The sequence below is a fragment of the Bacteroides sp. An51A genome (genome assembly GCF_002161565.1).
Classification (GTDB): Bacteria; Bacteroidota; Bacteroidia; order Bacteroidales; family Bacteroidaceae; genus Phocaeicola; species Phocaeicola intestinalis.
Map to the genome: position 1 here is coordinate 254,853 of NZ_NFIC01000006.1, position 19,333 is coordinate 274,185.

The 19,333-nt window shown below is 45.6% G+C and carries 27 protein-coding genes and 1 tRNA gene; 13 read left to right on the plus strand and 15 right to left on the minus strand.

Features of this window, described 5'->3' with window-relative positions; translation table 11 throughout:
• Window positions 1–11 precede the first annotated feature (11 nt).
• Genes traN through B5G04_RS13465 form a run of 4 tightly spaced genes read left to right on the plus strand, consistent with a single transcriptional unit; the run spans window position 12 to window position 3,055 of the window.
• On the plus strand, window positions 12–1,010 hold the full coding sequence (gene traN, locus B5G04_RS13450; protein ID WP_087250244.1) for a conjugative transposon protein TraN: 999 nt from the start codon (window positions 12–14) through the stop codon (window positions 1,008–1,010).
• A gap of 1 nt (window position 1,011) precedes the next feature.
• The gene (locus B5G04_RS13455) at window positions 1,012–1,599 is read left to right on the plus strand and encodes a conjugal transfer protein TraO (protein ID WP_087250220.1); all 588 of its coding nucleotides are present in this window, start codon (window positions 1,012–1,014) and stop codon (window positions 1,597–1,599) included.
• 15 nt (window positions 1,600–1,614) lie between these two features.
• Window positions 1,615–2,082: a DUF3872 domain-containing protein gene (locus B5G04_RS13460; RefSeq protein WP_162612728.1), complete on the plus strand. Its 468-nt coding sequence runs from the start codon at window positions 1,615–1,617 to the stop codon at window positions 2,080–2,082.
• The gene (locus tag B5G04_RS13465) at window positions 2,051–3,055 is read left to right on the plus strand and encodes a site-specific DNA-methyltransferase (RefSeq protein ID WP_204247022.1); all 1,005 of its coding nucleotides are present in this window, start codon (window positions 2,051–2,053) and stop codon (window positions 3,053–3,055) included. The genes B5G04_RS13460 and B5G04_RS13465 overlap by 32 nt, the downstream gene beginning before the upstream one ends.
• A gap of 217 nt (window positions 3,056–3,272) precedes the next feature.
• Here B5G04_RS13465 and B5G04_RS13470 read toward each other — a convergent pair whose 3' ends face one another.
• The 7 genes from B5G04_RS13470 to B5G04_RS13500 are packed head-to-tail and all read right to left on the minus strand — an operon-like array spanning window position 3,273 to window position 5,629.
• Complete coding sequence (locus B5G04_RS13470) at window positions 3,273–3,518, minus strand: hypothetical protein (RefSeq protein ID WP_087250224.1); 246 nt, start codon at window positions 3,516–3,518, stop codon at window positions 3,273–3,275.
• Complete coding sequence (locus B5G04_RS13475) at window positions 3,511–3,741, minus strand: DUF3873 domain-containing protein (protein WP_087250225.1); 231 nt, start codon at window positions 3,739–3,741, stop codon at window positions 3,511–3,513. Before B5G04_RS13475 ends, B5G04_RS13470 begins: the two co-directional genes overlap by 8 nt.
• A gap of 11 nt (window positions 3,742–3,752) precedes the next feature.
• On the minus strand, window positions 3,753–4,010 hold the full coding sequence (locus tag B5G04_RS13480) for a hypothetical protein (protein ID WP_087210254.1): 258 nt from the start codon (window positions 4,008–4,010) through the stop codon (window positions 3,753–3,755).
• Window positions 4,011–4,038: 28 nt separating this feature from the next.
• On the minus strand, window positions 4,039–4,629 hold the full coding sequence (locus B5G04_RS13485; protein WP_162612730.1) for a hypothetical protein: 591 nt from the start codon (window positions 4,627–4,629) through the stop codon (window positions 4,039–4,041).
• A gap of 12 nt (window positions 4,630–4,641) precedes the next feature.
• Window positions 4,642–4,860, minus strand: a complete 219-nt coding sequence (locus B5G04_RS13490; protein WP_087250227.1) for a hypothetical protein — start codon at window positions 4,858–4,860, stop codon at window positions 4,642–4,644.
• The gene (locus tag B5G04_RS13495; RefSeq protein WP_140406948.1) at window positions 4,814–5,356 is read right to left on the minus strand and encodes an SLOG family protein; all 543 of its coding nucleotides are present in this window, start codon (window positions 5,354–5,356) and stop codon (window positions 4,814–4,816) included. The genes B5G04_RS13490 and B5G04_RS13495 overlap by 47 nt, the downstream gene beginning before the upstream one ends.
• A 12-nt stretch (window positions 5,357–5,368) precedes the next feature.
• The gene (locus B5G04_RS13500) at window positions 5,369–5,629 is read right to left on the minus strand and encodes a hypothetical protein (RefSeq protein WP_164496648.1); all 261 of its coding nucleotides are present in this window, start codon (window positions 5,627–5,629) and stop codon (window positions 5,369–5,371) included.
• Between the two features lie 555 nt (window positions 5,630–6,184).
• Between B5G04_RS13500 and B5G04_RS13505 the strand changes: the two genes are divergently transcribed.
• Window positions 6,185–6,442 (plus strand): hypothetical protein, encoded by a 258-nt coding sequence (locus B5G04_RS13505; protein ID WP_087250230.1) that lies wholly within the window; start codon window positions 6,185–6,187, stop codon window positions 6,440–6,442.
• Window positions 6,443–6,573: 131 nt separating this feature from the next.
• Entirely contained in the window at window positions 6,574–6,771 is a 198-nt protein-coding gene (locus tag B5G04_RS19395) for a hypothetical protein (RefSeq protein ID WP_140406949.1), read from the plus strand.
• A gap of 65 nt (window positions 6,772–6,836) precedes the next feature.
• Here the strand turns inward: B5G04_RS19395 and B5G04_RS13510 are convergent, their stop codons facing one another.
• From B5G04_RS13510 to B5G04_RS13535, 6 genes are all read right to left on the minus strand, one after another.
• On the minus strand, window positions 6,837–7,754 hold the full coding sequence (locus tag B5G04_RS13510) for a ribonucleotide-diphosphate reductase subunit beta (RefSeq protein ID WP_087250231.1): 918 nt from the start codon (window positions 7,752–7,754) through the stop codon (window positions 6,837–6,839).
• 103 nt (window positions 7,755–7,857) lie between these two features.
• Window positions 7,858–8,178, minus strand: a complete 321-nt coding sequence (locus B5G04_RS13515) for a hypothetical protein (RefSeq protein ID WP_087250233.1) — start codon at window positions 8,176–8,178, stop codon at window positions 7,858–7,860.
• A gap of 12 nt (window positions 8,179–8,190) precedes the next feature.
• Window positions 8,191–8,604, minus strand: coding sequence for a hypothetical protein (locus B5G04_RS13520; RefSeq protein WP_072545351.1), 414 nt, complete (start codon window positions 8,602–8,604; stop codon window positions 8,191–8,193).
• Between the two features lie 14 nt (window positions 8,605–8,618).
• Window positions 8,619–9,260, minus strand: a complete 642-nt coding sequence (locus B5G04_RS13525; RefSeq protein ID WP_117616275.1) for a site-specific integrase — start codon at window positions 9,258–9,260, stop codon at window positions 8,619–8,621.
• 14 nt (window positions 9,261–9,274) lie between these two features.
• Entirely contained in the window at window positions 9,275–10,498 is a 1,224-nt protein-coding gene (locus B5G04_RS13530) for a site-specific integrase (RefSeq protein ID WP_072545349.1), read from the minus strand.
• A 404-nt stretch (window positions 10,499–10,902) separates the two neighbouring features.
• Window positions 10,903–10,976, minus strand: a tRNA-Asp gene (locus tag B5G04_RS13535).
• 160 nt (window positions 10,977–11,136) lie between these two features.
• Here B5G04_RS13535 and B5G04_RS13540 point away from each other — a divergent pair.
• The 7 genes from B5G04_RS13540 (at window position 11,137) to rplI (ending at window position 18,129) form a co-directional block, all read left to right on the plus strand.
• Window positions 11,137–11,727: a YqgE/AlgH family protein gene (locus B5G04_RS13540; RefSeq protein WP_022039860.1), complete on the plus strand. Its 591-nt coding sequence runs from the start codon at window positions 11,137–11,139 to the stop codon at window positions 11,725–11,727.
• Window positions 11,728–12,173: 446 nt separating this feature from the next.
• Window positions 12,174–14,333, plus strand: coding sequence for an elongation factor G (locus B5G04_RS13545; protein WP_087213064.1), 2,160 nt, complete (start codon window positions 12,174–12,176; stop codon window positions 14,331–14,333).
• Window positions 14,334–14,595: 262 nt separating this feature from the next.
• Window positions 14,596–16,155 (plus strand): HAMP domain-containing sensor histidine kinase, encoded by a 1,560-nt coding sequence (locus tag B5G04_RS13550; protein ID WP_087213062.1) that lies wholly within the window; start codon window positions 14,596–14,598, stop codon window positions 16,153–16,155.
• 1 nt (window position 16,156) lies between these two features.
• A complete protein-coding gene (locus B5G04_RS13555) occupies window positions 16,157–16,855 on the plus strand; it encodes a response regulator transcription factor (RefSeq protein ID WP_022039812.1) in 699 nt (232 codons plus the stop codon).
• 187 nt (window positions 16,856–17,042) lie between these two features.
• On the plus strand, window positions 17,043–17,390 hold the full coding sequence (gene rpsF / locus B5G04_RS13560) for a 30S ribosomal protein S6 (protein ID WP_022040809.1): 348 nt from the start codon (window positions 17,043–17,045) through the stop codon (window positions 17,388–17,390).
• Window positions 17,391–17,392: 2 nt separating this feature from the next.
• Window positions 17,393–17,662 (plus strand): 30S ribosomal protein S18, encoded by a 270-nt coding sequence (gene rpsR / locus B5G04_RS13565; RefSeq protein WP_022040810.1) that lies wholly within the window; start codon window positions 17,393–17,395, stop codon window positions 17,660–17,662.
• A gap of 17 nt (window positions 17,663–17,679) precedes the next feature.
• Window positions 17,680–18,129 (plus strand): 50S ribosomal protein L9, encoded by a 450-nt coding sequence (rplI, locus tag B5G04_RS13570; protein ID WP_022040811.1) that lies wholly within the window; start codon window positions 17,680–17,682, stop codon window positions 18,127–18,129.
• A 255-nt stretch (window positions 18,130–18,384) separates the two neighbouring features.
• On the opposite strand, the gene B5G04_RS13575 is transcribed toward rplI, so the two are convergent.
• Window positions 18,385–18,675: a hypothetical protein gene (locus tag B5G04_RS13575; protein ID WP_158100105.1), complete on the minus strand. Its 291-nt coding sequence runs from the start codon at window positions 18,673–18,675 to the stop codon at window positions 18,385–18,387.
• Window positions 18,676–18,840: 165 nt separating this feature from the next.
• A complete protein-coding gene (locus B5G04_RS13580; RefSeq protein WP_022038991.1) occupies window positions 18,841–19,233 on the minus strand; it encodes a DUF1573 domain-containing protein in 393 nt (130 codons plus the stop codon).
• Window positions 19,234–19,333 lie beyond the last annotated feature (100 nt).

Here is a 19,333-nt window from a genome sequence, read left to right on the forward strand (position 1 = left end):
CACAAGGAAAAATGAAGAAAATTATGCTTATGGCGGCGTTCATCGCCGCAATGACCCAAGCCCATGCGCAAAAGGTCGTGGAAGAAACCGATTTGAAAGAAACGGAAAAAACGGCTGTCCCGACAACTGCCGATGATGGCGGGATGAAACGAAGTCCGTCCACCGGTGATTTGTTCGACGGGCTGACACGCCCGATAACCTTCGACCGGATGATACCCCCGTATGCGCTGGAGGTTACGTTTTACAAGACCGTGCATATCATCTTCCCCGCCACTATCAAATACGTGGACTTGGGTTCCGCCGACATCATCGCGGGCAAGGCGGACGGCTCGGAAAACGTGCTCCGAGTGAAGGCCGCCTTGCGCGACTTCTCCCGCGAAACCAATCTGGCGGTGATTACCGAGGATGGAAGCTACTATACCTTCAACGTGAAGTATGCCGACGAGCCGACCAAGCTGAACATCGAGATGAAGGACTTCCTGCACGACGGAGAGGCGGTGAACCGCCCGAACAACTCGCAGGAGGTTTATCTGAAGGAGTTGGGCAGCGAATCGCCGCTGTTGGTGCGGCTCATCATGAAGTCCATCCACAAGGACGACAAGCGGCTGGTGAAGCACATCGGCTGCAAACGCTTCGGCATCCAGTACATCCTGAAGGGCATCTACACGCACAACGGGCTGCTTTATTTCCATACGGAACTGAAGAACTCCTCCAACGTGCCGTTCACGGTGGACTTCGTGTCGTTCAAGGTGGTGGACCGGAAAGTGGCGAAGCGCACCGCCATCCAAGAGCAGGTGATTGTACCGCTGCGTGCCTATAACTACGTGACGGAGATTGGCGGCAAGAGCCGGGAGCGCACGGTGTTCACTCTGCCCAAATTCACCCTGCCGGACGACAAGCAACTGGTGGTGGAAATAAACGAGCAGAACGGCGGGAGGCATCAGCAGTTCACGGTCACCAATGCCGAACTGGTGCGTGCCCGTGTCATCAACGAATTGAAGGTGAAGTAAGATGAAACGGACGGTGTTTATTCTAATCAGCATGGCGCTGTGCCTTGTCCTTGCAGACAAGGTGCAGGCGCAACGCTGTCTGCCGGGCATGAAAGGGCTGCGGCTGACGGCTGGCATGGCGGACGGCTTCCATTCGGCAAGCCGGCGCAATGAATTGGGCTACCACTTCGGGCTGTCAATGGACTCGTACACGAAAGGGTGTAGCAAGTGGGTGTTCGGCGCAGAGTACCTGCAAAAGTACCACCCGTACAAGGACACGCGCCTGCCGCTGTCGCAGTTCACGGCGGAAGGGGGATACTACTACAACTTCCTCTCGGACGCGAACAAGGTGTTCCTCTGCTACGTGGGCGGCTCGGCGATGGCGGGTTATGAAACGGTGAATTGGGGCGAGAGCCTGCTCCATGACGGGGCACGCATCACGGACGGCGACGCTTTCGTCTATGGCGGCGCGGTATCGCTGGAGATAGAAACCTACCTCACCAACCGGACAGTACTGCTCCTCCATGCGCGTGAACGCTGCCTGTGGGGTGGCGGTACGGGAAATTTCCACTTCCAGTTCGGGGTGGGACTGAAATTCATATTGGACTAATAAATCATCAAGAAAATGAAACGAATGACTGAACTGATTTTTACCGCCGGTTTCGCATTGGTTGCCGCCGTGCTGCTTTGCGCCTGTTCCGACAAGCTGGACATCCAGCAGGTGTATGAGTTCGATTTGGCAACCCTGCCGGTACAGAGTACCATCGTGGAAGGCGGGGAAGCCGAAATACGCTGCCAGTTGGTACGCAGCGGGCGGTACGAGGAAACGGAGTATTTCATCCGCTATTTCCAGCCTACGGGCAAAGGGGAACTTCGTCTGGAGGACGGCACGGTGCTGCTGCCCAACGACCTCTACCCGTTGCCGGACGAAACCTTCCGGCTCTATTACAAGTCGCTCTGCACAGACCAGCAGACGATTGACATCTACATTGTGGATTCATTTAACCAAATTGTAACCAAAAGTTTCTCGTTCAATAACGAAACAGAGGAAGAAGGAGGCGATGATGGAGCTGAACCGGATTTACCATACTGATGCCTTGTCGGGATTGCGGATGCTTCCGGACGGGTCGGTGGACTGCATCGTGACTTCACCACCTTACTGGCAGATGCGCGATTACGGCATTGCCCCCTTGTGGTGGGCTGCGGACGAAAGGTGCAGCCACCAGCCCGACGAGAGCGGATATTGCGCCCGTTGCGGGGGATGGCAAGGACAGTTGGGGCAGGAACCGGTGCGCGAGGAATTCATCGCGCATCTGGTTTCCGTGTTCCGGGAATGCCGCAGGGTTTTGAAAAAAACGGGCACGCTGTGGGTGAACCTCGGCGATTCATACAGCAAGCCGTACAAATACAACGCACGCCAAGCCCCGGAATGGTACGCTTCCAACTGGAAGAACGACCATTGCCTGATTGACATGCGTGTGGACAAGAAACGGCATCGGGTGCTTTCCAAGTCCCTATGCAACATTCCGGGCCGGTTTGCCGATGAAATGATACTGGACGGATGGATACTCCGGAACGAGATTATCTGGTACAAGCCCACTTGCGTGCCTTCTCCCGTGACAGACCGGTTCACGGTGGATTTCGAGAAAATGTTCTTCTTTGTCAAGCACCCGCGTTACCGGTTTAACCGGCAGTATGAGCCTTATGCCGCATCCACCTTTGAGAGATACCGCCATCCGATGACTTCCAATGGGAAATGCGGCGAGTTCCAACGGATAGCCGGTACGCCTAAAGGGATGATGAAAGTAAATCCTAACGGGCGCAACATGCGTTGTGTCTGGCGTATCGCTTTTGAACAGAACAAGCAGAAGCACTATGCCATGTTCCCGACAAAGTTAGTGGAAGTGCCCATATTGGCAGGCTCGCCCGAAGGCGGCATCGTACTTGACCCGTTCATGGGAGCCGGAACGACAGCAGCCGTTGCAAAACGGCTGGGACGAAGTTTCATCGGCTTTGATATGAACCGGGAATATGTGGATATAGCCAACAGGCGGTGTAATCTTTAATCCTGTACCGTATATGCTTATGGAATATTTCATTATTGCTCATCTGGCATTGGTGACCATTACAGCCAGCCTTATTGTCCGGTCAATCCGCCATGCGCCGACGGACATCGAACTTTGGGGAGAAGAAACGGACTGACTTCCTTTATCTCCTATAAGATATAGAAAAGGTCAGGGCTTTTATCGGCTCTGACCTTTTCCTGTTCCATGCTTGTTCCGGTTATCGGATTTGCAGGCTGTCAATGGGCAAGTATCGTTCCAGCCATTCCCTTACGTGCTTCATATTGTGTTCGGAAGTGATGACTGCCGTATAGTCGTTTATCGGGGTGAAGCGTGTGGATTCGTAAGTATCGACCCATTCTTTCAGCGTGGAAACTCCCCATGTGTCGGTGTCCTCAAACATGCCGTCCAAAACCCGGATGGGTTCGCTGAAAGTGATTATCAGCGTGTCATAACTGTCATTCATCGCTGTGCCTCCTTCCTTTTGCCGATAACCATCCATTGCACTTGCGGCGGCATTCCTCCAAAGTCGGAGCCACACAGGAGAACAGTTCTCCATCGTATGCCCTGTAATCGTACTGCACCAGCGTGCGTTTTCTTCTTCCGATGCCGGTCTGGAACTTCTCGAACTGTTCCGAACCTGCCTTCCGGCAGGTCGAAACTCCGTTTTCCGTCATTCTTGTAGTCATAATGCAATCTGCTAAAATTCAACAATCAACAATCGGTTTTCCATGCACCTTGCCGGGTCTGACGCCATCCTCTGCGTGAGCCACAGATGGTGGCTGCCATATCCGAAGGAAAAGAAGCGGTTGAACTCCTTGCTCCGGGCGAACACTTCCATCAGTCCGCGAAGTTCCTGCTCGTCCTTTGTGAGCGTCACGGAGTTGATGAACTTAATCAACGTATCGGGTATGCGTTCATCCCACCCGAAAATCATGCTTTCAATCTTTACGTCCATAATCATTTGGTGTTATATGTGTGAATAATCAGAATAGACTTAACTGCTGCGGAGCGGTATAGCGGCGCTTTACCTCCTGTAATCCGGCTTTCAGCCTGCGGATATACTTCGGGTTGTAGTTCCCCCTGTCTGTCAGGGAGCGGCGTTCCGCATCATTATAGATTCTTTCCAACTGGCGGATGCCGCTCGCTACCGCTTCCTTGTAATCGGCAATGGGTTCCTCCCATACCGAAGGGTGGCTGCCGCCTCCTGCCGTGCCGGTACACCAGCCCACCGTAACGACATACGTGCCGTTCACGGACTGGCCGATGTGTATTACATTGGAATTGTCCAGCCGGATTTCTTCCACGATGGGCAACATGCCGCTTATCCACCCGTATTCGTTAAACTGCCTGTCCACATAGCCGAAAATGAGCCTGCGTTCGTAGGTGTTCACATTCAGTACGATGTGATGCACGCTTTCACCGAAGCTCTCGAAATAGGCGGTCTGTTCCGCATCTTCCCGGCGGAGTGCCTGAACATAGCGGTGAATGATGTGCCGCTCACGCTTGCAAGCATGGTAGTCTGTCAAAGCCTGCAATTTTTCTTCTCTCGTCATTTGGGATATTTTCTTGTCCATAACTGTAATTTTTTAGATGGTTGCTTTCAGTATTACCACGTGGTATTGGGGATTGACTTCCCACAACAGGTATTCAATGAACAGCTTGCGTGCGTCCTTCTCCAATTCCTTGAACAGCCGGGTAAAGGTGCTGTGGTTGCCGTTGATGTAGGTCTCCACCATGTACTCGAAAATGTTCTCCACTTCATAATATTTGCACTGCTGTGCGATAGTCTTGCTGTACCGTTTCATAATGATTCCATTTATAGAGATTAACGATTTTCTTACCTGCTTCGATAGCTTTCTTTACCGTATAGTATGTGCCGCCATAGGGTTGTCCGTCCCAATAGGCGAGCATGATTGCCGCATGTTTCACCAGAAAGTCGTTGCGCCGGTGGAAACAGCCCTTGTGATAGCTTTCTGAAAGGACAACCGTCTTGTCCACTTCTTCCAACAGGCTGATGTAAAGCCTCTTGTTCATGTCGGAATAGCGTGCGGACTGCTCCCGGAACGGGATGGCAGCTACCAGCCGAATGTCGGTCAATTCGTTTCTTGCCGCCAAGACCGCCTTGGCGAAAACCAAATCGCCGCCTTCCGCCATGCCGGAGAAGAAATTACGGCATCCCGAAGCATACAGGCTTTTGATTTCCGTTACCATGCCTGCAAAAAGGGTGAGCATGGGTTGGCTTATCCTGCCGGAGCGGTGTCCGGTAAACGACACGTTTTTTGAGATGTCTGTTGTTTCCATGATGATGTGAGTTTAGAGTGTTAATACCCAGACCATGAAAGCGACAAGCGAAACAAATGCCAACAGGAACACAAGGCAGACCCACAGGAAACGTACTACACCCGCAAGGAAGTTCCACACCAGCCACAACCCGACGAACCACACCAGCAGGGAGCCACCGTACAGGGATGTGCAGAATGCCGCAAGGAAGAACCTCACCGTCACGCCCAAGAATTTATGCAGAGGCAGATTGGGAAGCGACTTATTTCCATTTGTTTCTCTTGTTGCTTTCATAATCACGACATTTTTTTTATGCATTGACGAGTTGGGTGAGCTGACTTATTTCGTAAGCGGGGCAAAGGACAGGGTTTTGCAGAATCAAATTTTTTCGGCAGAATACTACCTGAGCCTGCGAAGCGTGGAGATTGTGCCTAAAAAATTTGATTAGTCCGTCAAAACCCGAAATTACCTTTGCGCACGTAATAAGTCAGCTCATCCAACCTTTCAATAGCACATTGTGGAGTGATGGGGAATGAAAGCGGCAAGGGAAACATACCGTAGGGACATTGATTTCTTTCCGCAATGGATTTTCCGAAGGAGGTTTTTAAGGATGGCAATGGATTATTGGCGTTATTTTCTTACCTTTGTGCCAGCGGTGCAAATAGCATCGTGGTAATGTTGTTCATTTACTGACGTTCGGAAATCGCCAATTTCAAAAACACAAAGGTAAATGAACCGGGTAGGTTATACCTTGACGTAACCTGCCGGTTCACTTTGTGTTGGGTTATTTGGCGATACCTCGAACGTGGTGGCCGGCAGCGTTACGTCATTTGTTAATACCCGAAAGATATGGAATTACAAGCTACCGCCCTGAAGGGCATCGTCCGTTCTTCCGATGAAGGACTTTTCTACCTGTTTCCCATTCAAGATGTGTCCACCTTGCAGCAGACAAAGGCGCATCTGACTTGTGCCATCGATGTATTGAGCCATCCGGAGGAAAGCTCGACGGAACAACGGCTGGAGGCCGTGCGCACGTTGAACAGCCTCGTGGCGGCATTGAGCGTACATGATGGCGACCATTACGAAGCAATGGATTCTGCCCTCTGAAAAGCGGCAACGCATATTAACGGGCGGGACAGACAATCGTAAAAGCCTACCTTGGCGGCAAAACCGGGCAAGGAAAAGTGGCGTATGGGATATGGTGTGATGATTTGGTTCATCACGCTTGACCATGCGGCATGTTTCTACGGTTTTGCGTAGGCGGCAAGGGTATTTCCATTCCCAACGGGAACGGGGATATGCTTGCCGACGGAAATGACGGGCTTTTACATTCCGCAGCATGGGTCGGGGATTGGAATATTGTATTCTTTGCATTTATCCCAAGCCTGCAAAGTCGCCCAACCCGTTTCCGTGAGTTGCCCAACTCGTTTTGCTGAGTTGCCCAACTCAGCACTTTGGGTTGCCCGACTTGCGGAAATGTCGAAACCAAGGGTGTGTCTTTTTATTCTTTCCCCATTTTCACCGTCCGTCCCAAGAATAATCCGGTAACGGAATTGGCTCCAAGCTGCATCAACCTGCGTTTCATCTGCGTGAAGTTCTCGCCGGTGGACACGATGTCGTCCACAAGAAAGACATCGCGTCCTTGAAAATAGACGGGGTGGAAAATGAGGTTGGAGAGCTTATCAAGACCATGAGTGCCTTTCATCTGCTCACGGTCTTCCCTTATCCATGTGGCACGGAAGCCGTCGGTGATTTTCAGGCGACGCGAAAGAAGGCTGCAAAACCGGGCGAAACGGGCGGCGTTGCGCTCACGGGTAGCCGCCGGGATGGGGATAAGTACGGCATTGGCCGCCTTTTCCTTGTAGAAAGGCATACGGGCGATGCAAAGGGAGAAGATTTTGGCGACGAGAGCTGCCTGCTGTCCTTCCTTGAAGCGGAAAACCAAGTTGCTGGTTTTACGGTCTTCCACAGCGATGCCCTTGCAGCGCGTGGGGTAATAATCGTGGATGTAGAAGCACAATGCGCCGTCGATGCGCATCTTGCCCTTGAAACGGGTGTTGTAGGGGAAGAACCGGCGCACGAAATCGCTGTCGAAGGTGAAATGAAGGATGTCGCGCCAAAGGGAGAGCGTGGCCTCATCCTGCACGCGATAGACCTCGCCGTCGATGCTCTCCTTGTCGGCCAGACCGATGCCGATGCTCAGGCGGTCGTTGAAAGCGTCCTTCGATACGATGTACCAGTCGAAGGACTCGCATATCCGCACGATGTCGCACTCCCGGCTGCATAGGAAATAGAACGTGTTGTCGGGTTTTTGGATTATCAGGAACTCGCCGGGCATCTCGGAGAGGGTGAAGTAATTGCCCACTTGGGCTTCGGGTACTTCACTAAGAGGGACGGATATGTGGAGGTCTTCTATCATCTTTGGGGCTTTTTCTGCCCAAAGATAAGGGTTTGGAGGATACAAAACGAGCCTTGCCCGGTTTATTTCACGGACAAGCCCCGTTTTTGTGGGATTTCAGTTTTCAGGCTTCGTTACTCTCCTTCAATCGGCAGCGTTCCTCCTTCGCCTTTTTCTTTGCTTCCTTCTTCGCCTCCAGTTCGTTCAGGATTTGCTTCAAAGGCTTCACTGCATCGGGACGTTCTTTCTTGAAGTGTTTGAAATAGATGTCCTCGATGAATTGGGGTAAAGGGGCTTTCCATGTTTCCTGCCGATGGTTGTCTATCTTGCCTAACTTATCGGAATTGAGACCGAGTTCACGCGCCATCTGTACGTGGGTGTCGGACAGCCGATGTTTTTTCTGCGCCGTTATCCACTTTTCTATCTGCGATTTGTTTGTAGCCATATTTCCTGTTACTTAATTGTATGAAATGAATGTCTGGTTGTCCGAAGCGTTGAACACGACAAGGACTTCGGGCTGCTTCTCCTTCAGCCGCTTGTACTCGCACAGGGAGTTCAGCACCCATTCGCGGAACAGCTTCGTACAATAGGTGTTGATGCGGAAGCTGAGGAAAATGACGGCCTCCAGATTATAGTAGGTAACGTATCGCTTATCCTGCTTCTCCGTGATGGTTGCCTCGCTCTCGTTCAGGATGCGCGACTTGAAGATGGAGCGCATATTGGCGTCTATCGTCTGGATGAACACTCCGAACAGGCGGGCAAGCTCATGTTTGGTGAGCCATACGTTGCCGTTCTCCAGCCTGACGCTGACTGTGGGGTGGCGGTTGATGTCCTCCAGCCCGGTGATGGTGATGTTTCCTCTGTGTAGCATAGGGGGTATCGTTTTTATTTGGTGGGACAATATACGGATTTATTGGTTGTCATGATGTATTGCGCCGCAATTTTTTCAAACGGGGTGCAGTTACGCGCCACTCTGTCCATTTCGCGCTTGATGATGCGGTCGGTAACATAAGCATGGCGGCCGCGCAGGTCGAACCGCCCTAACATGCGGCATACCGTACCGGTGGATATGCCGTTTTTTGTCGTTATCGTATCCTTGAACGTATGGTAAGCCAGATACATGGTCATGTTCTTTTCGATGCCGCAGAGTTCCGCAATCTCTTTCAGATAGACATTCAGCCGTTGGTTGCTGGGGACGGGCAACAGTTCATCCGTTCCGGCAAACCGGACTTTGTACTTCTCCAATATCATTTGTGGAACAGGCAGCAGGGGAATGTGGATGAAAGCGTCGGTCTGCTCCCTTACCATGAAAATCCACTTCTGCCCGTACTTGTTGTGGAAATTCTCTTTACGGAGGGATTTCAGGTTCTGGTAATGCAGGCCTGTAAAGCTCGAAAAGATGAAAAGGTCACGCACCTGTTCCAAACGCGGTGTGTCAAACGTGGCTTTCATCAGTCTGCTCAATTCCTTTTCGTTCAGACTCACCGCCGTTTGTCTGGCTCTAAGCTGTCTTTCTATCGTTCTCATATTTGTCCTCCTTTCTATAATGCGTTCATGGATACATGCAGCCTGTCGGAAAGGGCTTCCATCTCGCTGCCGCTTTTCTGGTTGATTACCTTCGCGTAGATTTGCGTAGTGCGAATATTAGTATGTCCCAACATTTTTGATACGGATTCTATTGATACTCCGTTAGTTAGCGTAACGGTTGTGGCGAACGTGTGTCTTGCGAGGTGATAGGTCAGGTTCTTCCTAATTCCGCAAATATCAGCGAGTTCCTTCAGATATGCGTTCATCTTCTGATTGCTCGGCATGGGCAGGGCGCGGTGGTCGGGCTGTTTACCCTTGTACTTTTGCAGGATGCGCAGGGGAATGTCCAACAGGCGCACGTTGATGGGCACACCGGTCTTATGGCGCTTGGAGATAATCCAATAGTTGCCGTCCAGATACTTCTGGATATGTTCGTCTTTGAGCAGATATACGTCTATGTACGCCAACCCCGTCCAACAGGAAAATACAAAGACGTCGCGCACCCGTTGCAGGCGTTCCACTTCAATCTCCTTGTCCATAATGCTCTGGAGTTCGTCCATTGTCAGAAAGCCTTTGTCCACCTGAACGAAGGTGATGGGCTGCGTGAATGGGTTGAACTGGATAAGACCGGCGTTCCTTGCGCGGGTAACGGCTTTCTTGAACAGTTGCATCATCTTCGAGGTGGCGTTGTGGCCGACCTTCTTGTCCACACGCAGGAAGTTGCGGAAGCCGTTGATAAATTCCTCGTTGATTTCCGTCAATGGAATGTCTTTATACTTTTCTTTCCTGAACCTGAACTGAATGTATTCTTCCATACGGCGGTATGTCAGGTCGTATTTCTTGTAGGTGTTCTGTGAGAGCGACGTGCCCACTTCCTTCCGCTTTTCCTCGTTCATCTTCTTGAACACGGTCAGCAACGTGTTGGCTTTCGTTTCAATGCCCAGATAGATGTTCTTCAGCTTCAGCGGTGAAGGGTAGCGGTTGTTTTCGATTTCCTTTTCGTAGATGCGGGTAATGTCGGTCTTGATTTTCTCTATCTGCGTGCGCAAATACACCGCCGTCGCACTACGACCGACTACGCCACCGTCCTTCCACATCTTCTTATCCACCATTAACTGTGAGTTGAACTGTACCTGTTCGCTGTCAATGGTGATGCGAACCATGATAGGATATTGCTTGTCCTTTCCTTGTTCCCTTTTCCTTGCGTAACAAAGTACGCTGAATGTGTTCCGTTTCATGCGCTTTTAAGTTTTTTGTTGCAAAAATACTGTTTGACAATCACTTGACGCAATCCACAGGCGGACACTTGGCGGCTATGAAACAGACATTTGAGGGTCATTGTCGTGTATCCTCATGAAATGAATCGTAAACGTGCCGGTTGTTTCCTTTTTCTGCTCAGGATTTTAGGTTACGGCGTGTCGATAAAATTGAATGTAAACAACGACAAATCAACGACATATCTACGAAGTCGTAACCAAAATTCCCGTTTTTTTTCTTGGTTACGATTTGGTTACTCGATTTGTCCAATTTTCGACTTCCAACGGGGTATTCATCTGTCGTGGTATAACAAAAAAATATCCCCAAAGTTACTGACTTTGAGGATATTGTCTTCGACTTTCTTGTTTCAGTCTTTTTTCGTAAGCGGTGCGTACGGGACTCGAACCCGTGACCCCATGCGTGACAGGCATGTATTCTAACCAACTGAACTAACGCACCATTTTGTTTTTCTTTCGTTGCTACCTCTCTCGATTGCGATGCAAAGGTACAATGTTTTTTGTAATTTCCAAACTTTTAGGAGATGTTTTTTAGAAAAAAGTTAAAAAGCTTTTGAGTATCAGAATAAAAAGCTATATTAGTAGATAAAAAGAAATGTAATATGGATATGCGCATTTTTCAGGTACACTCAAATAAGGCGCTTCCACATGTAGGAAGTATTCTTATTGCTTCTCCGCTATTGTATGATTATCATTTTGCACGTTCCGTTGTTTTGATGGTGACACATAACATAGAAGGAAGTATGGGTATTGTGATGAATAAAAATTTCAGATACCTTATTGCACTGAACCAGTTAGTGCCGAAATTGGCAGCTGTGCCTGCTATCCCGATATTTAAAGGAGGACCTGTTGATCGTGATACGATTTTCTTTTTGCATGTGCTTGGCCATTTAAAAGGTGCTTTAGACTTAGGAAACGGGCTTTATCTGAATGGTGATTTCTCGGCGGTGATACAATATATCTTGAATGGAAATCCGGTAGAGGGGTTTATCCGTTTTTTTGCTGGTTATGCGGGTTGGGAACATGAACAGTTGGAAAAAGAAATAGATGATGATTCGTGGATGGTAGGTGAGGGAACTAAAACTCATCTGTTGGATGAAGATTATCATAATCTTTGGTTCAATAGTATGAATGAGCTTGGGAAGCCTTATAGTTTATGGGCTACTTATCCTCAATATCCGTCTTGTAACTGAAGAAAAGGATGGACCCGATTCTGCTAAAATAATGATATAGGGTCATTCGCTGTAAGATTATTAATCTTCAGGCTGCAAGATTATTAATCTTACAAGCGGAAGATTAATAATCTTACACCAGACGAAGTTATCTGCGTTGGGAGAAGCGGTGAACGGAACGGAGGCAGCATGCTGGAACTGTGACATCAACAAAATGCACAAATTCATACCGCGCATAGTATAACTGGAATGGCTTATGAAGTATATCTTTGTTTTGAAGGTCTATCAAAAGGTATATCAATTGGAGGGAATACGGAGATTTCATAAGATAAAATCTGTCTTAAAACATAGTTTAGTAACACTGACTAAAACATTGCATTTCTCGACATTAATTCCTAATTTGCACCCCATTAAGTAAGAGATATGAAAAGCATATCCTTTTGTTGTTTATTAAAATCTTGAATACCATGAAAGTATATCAGACTAACGAAATTAAAAACATTGCGTTGCTTGGCAACGATGGATCAGGTAAAACCACTCTCACAGAAGCGTTGCTCTATGAGAGTGGGGTTATAAAACGTCGCGGAAGAATTACTGCTAAAAATACAGTTAGTGACTATTTCCCGGTAGAACAGGAATATGGATATTCTGTTTTTTCTACTGTTTATCATGTAGAGTGGAATGGCAAGAAGTTGAATATTATTGATTGTCCGGGAAGTGACGACTTTGTTGGTGCCGCCATTACGGCCCTAAATGTAACTGATACGGCTGTTTTGTTGTTGAATGGTCAATGTGGACCAGAGGTCGGTACGCAGAACCATTTCCGTTATACGGAAAAATTGGGTAAACCTGTCATATTTTTAGTTAATCAGTTGGATAGTGAAAAATGTGATTTTGATCGTGTGCTGGAGCAATTGAAGGAAAATTATGGTTCCAAGGTGGTGCCAGTGCAATATCCTATCAGTACAGGTCCCGATTTTAATTCGTTGATTGATGTACTTTTAATGAAAAAATATTCTTGGAAACCGGAAGGCGGTGAGCCGACGATTGAAGAAATTCCTGCTGAAGAAATGGAAAAGGCTCAGGCATGGCATAAAATATTGGTAGAAGCTGCAGCTGAACATGATGAGACTTTGATGGAGAAATTTTTTGAGTCGGATTCCCTTACCGAGGATGAAATGCGTGAAGGTATCCGTAAGGGGCTGATTGCACGAGGAATGTTCCCTGTATTTTGTGTTTGTGCAGGGAAAGATATGGGCGTTCGTCGTTTGATGGAGTTTTTAGGCAATGTGGTTCCTTTTGTAGATGAAATGCCGGTGGTTCATAATACACGTGGAGTGCCTGTTCCCCCCGATGCAAATGGCGCTACTTCATTGTATTTTTTCAAGACGGCTGTAGAGCCGCATATTGGTGATGTGCAATATTTTAAGGTAATGAGTGGCGTGGTGCATGAAGGCGATGACTTGACTAATGCTGACCGTGGCTCGAAAGAACGTATGGCGCAGTTGTATGTATGTGCCGGCTCGATACGTGAAAAAGTGGAAGAACTTCGTGCCGGTGATATTGGCTGTACGGTAAAACTGAAAGATGTAAAGACCGGAAATACATTGAATGGTAAAGACTGTGACAATCGTTTCAACTTTATCAAATATCCCAATCCGAAGTATACTCGTGCCATTAAACCGGTGAATGAGGCGGATATGGAAAAGATGATGTCAATTTTAAACCGTATGCGTGAAGAAGACCCGACATGGGTTATCGAACAGTCGAAAGAATTAAGGCAGATTTTAGTTCATGGCCAAGGGGAATTTCATTTGCGTACGTTAAAATGGCGTTTGGAGAATAATGAAAAATTGCCTGTACAGTTTATTGAGGCTAAAATTCCTTATCGGGAGACTATTACGAAGGCAGCACGTGCCGATTATCGTCACAAGAAGCAATCGGGTGGGGCAGGACAGTTCGGTGAAGTGCATCTGATTGTGGAGCCTTATTATGAAGGAATGCCTGCTCCAGACGTCTATAGGTTTAACGGCCAGGAATTTAAGGTTACAGTAAAAGGAACTGAAACCATTGATTTGGAATGGGGCGGAAAGTTGGTATTTATTAATAGTGTGGTAGGTGGTGCTATTGATGCCCGTTTTATGCCTGCTATATTAAAAGGTATTATGAGCCGTATGGAACAAGGACCGTTGACTGGGTCATACGCCCGGGATGTGCGGGTTATTGTTTATGATGGTAAAATGCATCCGGTCGATTCAAATGAAATTTCTTTTATGCTGGCAGGGCGTCATGCTTTCAGTGAGGCGTTTAAGAATGCAGGTCCCAAAATATTGGAGCCTATTTATGATGTGGAAGTGTTCTGTCCGAGTGATAAGTTAGGTGATGTAATGAGCGATATGCAAGGTCGTCGGGGCATGATTATGGGTATGAGTAGTGAGAAAGGCTACGAAAAACTGGCTGCCAAAGTACCTTTGAAAGAAATGTCTAATTATTCTACTGCATTGAGCTCGTTGACAGGAGGACGCGCCTCATTCATTATGAAGTTTGCAAGTTATGAGTTGGTTCCAACTGATGTTCAGACGAAATTGATGAAAGAATTCGAAGAACAGGAAAAGGATGAAATGTAAGTAGCTTATTGTTTTCATACATTAAAAGGTCGTATTTCTTAAAATACGGCCTTTTTTTGTTTAACTAAACTTAAACTATTAGGGATATTTATTTGTTATTGATTTAAAATTTTATTAATTTTGCAACTGAGTAAGTGCTGATTGCTTCTGAAGTGCTTGTTTTGATATGTTAAATGGAATTTTCAGTTAATATAAGAGAATCTCGGATTAAAACATGTTAAGCAAGGTGTATTGTAACAGGTAGCGGTTTAATTTTGCCCTCATGAAAAAGTCAACTATTTGGATATTAGGAATCGTTATGGGATTGTCTTTTCTCAGTTTGCTGTATTTGCAGGTAAGCTATATAGAAGAGATGGTCAAGATGCGTAAGGAGCAGTTCGAAGAAAATGTAGGACGAAGCCTTGCTCAGGCAGTTCATAATTTGGAATTGGTAGAAACGAAAAAGTATTTGGAAAAAGATGTGGCTGCAACAGAACGCGCGGCACGTATTTCCGATCAGTTTCGTCAACAGACATTGGCTAAGGATAGTGACCGGGATGTGGTAGAACATCGCCGTTATACGGTGACTTCACCTGATGGGAGCACTTTCTCCAGTTTTGAATGGAAAACGATTATTAATCGTCCCTCCAGTGTGCCTAAGGTGATTATTTCGACCGGAAAGAATATTCCGCAGACTTCTCGAAACCTGCAGGAAATATTAAAGGAACGTTATGTTTACCAGCGTGCATTGTTGGACGAGGTGATTTACAATATTTTATATACGGCCAGTGACAAGCCGCTGAAGGAACGGATTAACTTTAAACAGTTGGATTATTATTTGAACTCAGAACTGAAAAACAATGGGGTAGATATACCTTATCATTTTACAGTAACTGATCGGGATGGGAAAGAAGTGTACCGGTGTTCAGATTATGAATATGATAATGAAAAAATCTATTCCCGTTTGCTTTTTGAAAAAGATCCACCTGCTAAGATGGGATTTGTAAATGTATTTTTCCCGACAATGGATAATTACATTTTCAGTTCGGTGCGGTTTATGATACCTTCTATCATATTTACGCTGGTATTGCTGGTGACATTTATATTTACCATATACATTATTTTCCGTCAAAAGAAACTTACCGAAATCAAAAACGATTTTATTAATAACATGACGCATGAGTTCAAAACTCCGATTTCGACTATTTCTTTGGCTGCGCAAATGTTGAATGATCCGGCGGTAGGTAAATCTCCTGCAATGTTTAAACACATATCGGGAGTTATCAATGATGAGACAAAGCGTTTGCGTTTTCAGGTGGAAAAGGTGTTGCAGATGTCTATGTTCGAGCGTCAGAAAGCAACATTAAAGAAGAAAGAAGTGGATGCCAATGAATTGATATACAATGTTACGAATACTTTCCGGTTGAAAGTGGAGAATTGTAACGGCGCGTTGGATGTTGCTTTGGATGCAGATGATCCGTTTATCTATGTAGACGAGATGCATTTTACGAATGTGATTTTTAACTTGCTTGACAATGCGTTAAAGTATAAGAAACCGGATGTCAATATCCATCTGAAAGTCCGTACGTGGAATGAGTCTGGTAAGCTTCATATATCTATTGAAGATAATGGCATTGGCATAAAGAAGGAAAACCTGAAAAAAATATTTGAGAAGTTCTACCGGGTTCATACCGGCAATTTGCATGATGTGAAGGGCTTTGGTTTGGGCTTGGCCTATGTGAAAAAGATCATTACAGATCACAAAGGTACGATTCGTGCCGAAAGTGAACTGAATGTGGGTACTAAATTTATTATTGTATTACCTTTATTTAAAGATGAATAAAATGGACGAGAAATTACGTATTTTGTTGTGCGAAGATGATGAGAATCTTGGCATGTTGTTAAGAGAATATTTACAGGCTAAAGGATATTCTGCCGAATTATTTCCGGATGGTGAAGCCGGTTATAAAGCTTTCTTGAAGAATAAGTATGATTTGTGTGTATTGGATGTTATGATGCCGAAGAAGGACGGCTTTACGCTAGCTCAGGAAATCCGGCAGGCAAATGCGGAAATTCCTATTATCTTCCTTACAGCAAAGACTTTGAAAGAAGATATTCTGGAAGGTTTTAAGATTGGTGCCGATGACTATATTACAAAACCGTTCAGTATGGAGGAATTGACGTTCCGTATCGAAGCTATCTTGCGTCGTGTGCGTGGTAAACGTAACAAAGAAAGCAATATGTACAAGATAGGCCGTTTTACTTTTGATACTCAAAAACAGATACTGTCTATAGGCGATAAGCAGACCAAGCTTACTACAAAGGAATCGGAATTGTTAGGACTGTTATGCGCACATGCCAACGAAATTCTTCAGCGTGATTTTGCCTTGAAAACCATTTGGATTGATGACAATTATTTCAATGCTCGCAGTATGGATGTGTATATCACCAAGTTGCGTAAGCATTTGAAAGAAGATGATTCGATAGAAATTATTAATATTCACGGAAAGGGATATAAGCTCATTACTCCCGAACAGGATTGATGTCTTTTATTGACAAGGTTCTTGGGACGCGGATTGGCATAGGGTGTATGTGTCTTTGGATGCAATTCTATGTCAATCCGTATTTTATACATAAAAAAGTGTACAAATGTTTGTAAATTAGAGAAAAAGTCGTAACTTTGCGCCGCAAATAAAAAAATAGTATTAATTAATTTAATTAACGAATAGTATGAATCAATACGAAACCGTTTTCATTTTGACTCCCGTTTTGTCTGATGCACAGATGAAGGAAGCGGTAGACAAGTTCAAGGCTATCCTGACTCAGGAAGGTGCTGAGATTATCAATGAGGAAAACTGGGGATTGAAGAAACTGGCTTATCCCATTCAGAAGAAATCTACGGGCTTTTACCAGCTTATCGAGTTTAAGGCTGATCCTTCGGTCATTGCGAAATTGGAAGTTAATTATCGCCGTGATGAGCGAGTAATCCGTTTCTTGACTTTCAGAATGGATAAGTATGCTGCAGAATATGCTGCAAAAAGAAGAAGTTTAAAATCAACTAAAAAGGAGGAAAATTAATTATGGCACAGCAACAATCAGAAATCAGATATTTAACTCCGCCCTCAGTAGATGTAAAGAAAAAGAAATATTGTCGTTTCAAAAAGAGTGGCATTAAGTATATTGACTATAAAGATCCTGAATTCTTGAAGAAATTCTTGAACGAACAGGGTAAAATTCTTCCGCGTCGTATTACCGGAACTTCTTTGAAATATCAGCGCCGTATCGCACAGGCTGTAAAGAGAGCCCGTCATTTGGCATTGCTGCCTTTTGTAACTGACTTGATGAAATAATATAAGGAGGAATAAGTATGGAAATAATTTTGAAAGAAGACGTAGCTAACTTGGGCTACAAGAATGATATTGTAACCGTGAAGTCTGGTTATGGCCGTAACTATCTTATTCCGACCGGCAAAGCTGTTATCGCTTCACCGTCTGCAAAGAAAATGTTGGCTGAAGAGTTGAAACAGCGTGCTCATAAATTGGAAAAGATCAAGAAAGATGCGGAAGCTGTTGCTGAATCATTGAAAGGTGTTTCATTGACAATCCCGACTAAGGTAAGTGCAACAGGTGTTATTTACGGTTCTGTTGGTAACATTCAGATTGCTGATGAACTGGCCAAGTTAGGACATAATATTGATCGTAAGATTATTGTAGTAAAAGACCAGGTTAAAGAGGTTGGTCATTACGTAGCTATAGTGAAACTGCATAAGGAAGTTTCTGTGGAAATTCCTTTTGAGGTAGTAGCAGAAGAGGCTTAATTGTTATATCTGTAATTACTTGATAAAGAGGCTGTCTTAAATAAATTTAGGACAGCCTCTTCTTGCTTATTTGGTTAACAGAATAGGATAGTTGTCTTGAGTCTGGTAGGGTTTGAATTTACCAAAAATGCCAGTAGATAAAAGAAGTTAGAAGGAGGCCAAAAGCCTTTTCAAGTGAACATAAGTGATAGGACTGACTTACTTATGTGAAACGGTCGAGTTACTTATATTAAACGGTCAACTCACTTATGTTCTTCAGAATACATGCTTTGTTTTTTTCTTTGACACATTTCGCACCGTTTCTGTAGAGACGATGCGCACATCGTCTCTACTACGTGGCATATACAAAATGCACAAAGTAATACTGTGGGAAGTATAAGAAGCTGTTTTGAATTTCTCCAAAAAGTTTTTCTTGGCTTGATGTATCTGTTTTCGTGTGTGCTTTGGGCGATTTTTTGGTCCTTTTCGCTCCTGTTCTTCGTCAGATAGCCCGCTATCTTCCTCATCACAGAAGCGAAAATGCCTCAAAAACTCATCCCAAATCATCGCACGATAAATTCAAAACAGCTTCTAAATTATACAGATTGTTTTCTACAAGCACTACTACTTTGTGTTTTCCTCCAAAGGCTGCTTTGGGGTATTCCAAAAACGTATGTTCCGGGAACGGTGTTTTGCAGAAATCAGATACGTCTGCAAATACATTTGTAATATTTATTCGTTGTTGGAAGGAGTCATTTCGCCTTCTACGTAAAGGCGTACTACTTCTTGTTTAGCATTGGTTCGCAGGGTGATTGATTTGCGGAAGTGTCCGGGGAATTTGCCTGCTCCGTTATAAGTAATGATGATTTCTCCACTTTCACCAGGTTTGATGGGTTCTTTAGGATATTGTGGGACGGTGCATCCGCACGATGCGATGGCTTGATGGATGACTAACGGACCGTTGCCTGTATTGGTGAATTTGAATTTACAGGTTACCTTCGGGCTATTTTCAGGAAAAGAACCGAAATTGTGTGTCGTTTCATCGAATTTAATATCGGCAGTACCTGCTGCAATGGCAACTATTACCATCGCTACAAAACATAAGGTGGTAAGAATCTTTTTCATGGAATTTGCTTTATTTAAAAACGTTACAAAGTTAGGTTTTTTTCTGTTATCTGGATGTGTGTTAAGCGTTATAAAAATGAAAAATGCATATCTCACTAAA

Excerpts from the sequence above, each read along its gene's own strand:
- B5G04_RS13480 (WP_087210254.1), bottom strand. The coding sequence starts at position 4,010 with ATGGACGTAAAGATTGAAAGCATGATTTTCGGGTGGGATGAACGCATA.
- B5G04_RS13530 (WP_072545349.1), bottom strand. The coding sequence starts at position 10,498 with ATGAAACGGAACACATTCAGCGTACTTTGTTACGCAAGGAAAAGGGAA.
- B5G04_RS13525 (WP_117616275.1), bottom strand. The coding sequence starts at position 9,260 with ATGAGAACGATAGAAAGACAGCTTAGAGCCAGACAAACGGCGGTGAGT.
- rpsF (WP_022040809.1), top strand. The coding sequence starts at position 17,043 with ATGAATCAATACGAAACCGTTTTCATTTTGACTCCCGTTTTGTCTGAT.
- B5G04_RS13540 (WP_022039860.1), top strand. The coding sequence starts at position 11,137 with ATGGATATGCGCATTTTTCAGGTACACTCAAATAAGGCGCTTCCACAT.
- B5G04_RS13555 (WP_022039812.1), top strand. The coding sequence starts at position 16,157 with ATGGACGAGAAATTACGTATTTTGTTGTGCGAAGATGATGAGAATCTT.
- B5G04_RS13490 (WP_087250227.1), bottom strand. The coding sequence starts at position 4,860 with ATGAAACGGTACAGCAAGACTATCGCACAGCAGTGCAAATATTATGAA.
- B5G04_RS13505 (WP_087250230.1), top strand. The coding sequence starts at position 6,185 with ATGGAATTACAAGCTACCGCCCTGAAGGGCATCGTCCGTTCTTCCGAT.
- B5G04_RS13470 (WP_087250224.1), bottom strand. The coding sequence starts at position 3,518 with ATGAATGACAGTTATGACACGCTGATAATCACTTTCAGCGAACCCATC.
- B5G04_RS13485 (WP_162612730.1), bottom strand. The coding sequence starts at position 4,629 with ATGGACAAGAAAATATCCCAAATGACGAGAGAAGAAAAATTGCAGGCT.
- B5G04_RS13460 (WP_162612728.1), top strand. The coding sequence starts at position 1,615 with ATGAAACGAATGACTGAACTGATTTTTACCGCCGGTTTCGCATTGGTT.
- B5G04_RS13545 (WP_087213064.1), top strand. The coding sequence starts at position 12,174 with ATGAAAGTATATCAGACTAACGAAATTAAAAACATTGCGTTGCTTGGC.
- B5G04_RS19395 (WP_140406949.1), top strand. The coding sequence starts at position 6,574 with ATGTTTCTACGGTTTTGCGTAGGCGGCAAGGGTATTTCCATTCCCAAC.
- B5G04_RS13515 (WP_087250233.1), bottom strand. The coding sequence starts at position 8,178 with ATGGCTACAAACAAATCGCAGATAGAAAAGTGGATAACGGCGCAGAAA.
- rplI (WP_022040811.1), top strand. The coding sequence starts at position 17,680 with ATGGAAATAATTTTGAAAGAAGACGTAGCTAACTTGGGCTACAAGAAT.
- rpsR (WP_022040810.1), top strand. The coding sequence starts at position 17,393 with ATGGCACAGCAACAATCAGAAATCAGATATTTAACTCCGCCCTCAGTA.
- B5G04_RS13455 (WP_087250220.1), top strand. The coding sequence starts at position 1,012 with ATGAAACGGACGGTGTTTATTCTAATCAGCATGGCGCTGTGCCTTGTC.
- B5G04_RS13465 (WP_204247022.1), top strand. The coding sequence starts at position 2,051 with ATGATGGAGCTGAACCGGATTTACCATACTGATGCCTTGTCGGGATTG.
- B5G04_RS13500 (WP_164496648.1), bottom strand. The coding sequence starts at position 5,629 with ATGAAAGCAACAAGAGAAACAAATGGAAATAAGTCGCTTCCCAATCTG.
- B5G04_RS13575 (WP_158100105.1), bottom strand. The coding sequence starts at position 18,675 with ATGATTTGGGATGAGTTTTTGAGGCATTTTCGCTTCTGTGATGAGGAA.
- B5G04_RS13580 (WP_022038991.1), bottom strand. The coding sequence starts at position 19,233 with ATGAAAAAGATTCTTACCACCTTATGTTTTGTAGCGATGGTAATAGTT.
- B5G04_RS13495 (WP_140406948.1), bottom strand. The coding sequence starts at position 5,356 with ATGGAAACAACAGACATCTCAAAAAACGTGTCGTTTACCGGACACCGC.
- traN (WP_087250244.1), top strand. The coding sequence starts at position 12 with ATGAAGAAAATTATGCTTATGGCGGCGTTCATCGCCGCAATGACCCAA.
- B5G04_RS13550 (WP_087213062.1), top strand. The coding sequence starts at position 14,596 with ATGAAAAAGTCAACTATTTGGATATTAGGAATCGTTATGGGATTGTCT.
- B5G04_RS13510 (WP_087250231.1), bottom strand. The coding sequence starts at position 7,754 with ATGATAGAAGACCTCCACATATCCGTCCCTCTTAGTGAAGTACCCGAA.
- B5G04_RS13520 (WP_072545351.1), bottom strand. The coding sequence starts at position 8,604 with ATGCTACACAGAGGAAACATCACCATCACCGGGCTGGAGGACATCAAC.
- B5G04_RS13475 (WP_087250225.1), bottom strand. The coding sequence starts at position 3,741 with ATGACTACAAGAATGACGGAAAACGGAGTTTCGACCTGCCGGAAGGCA.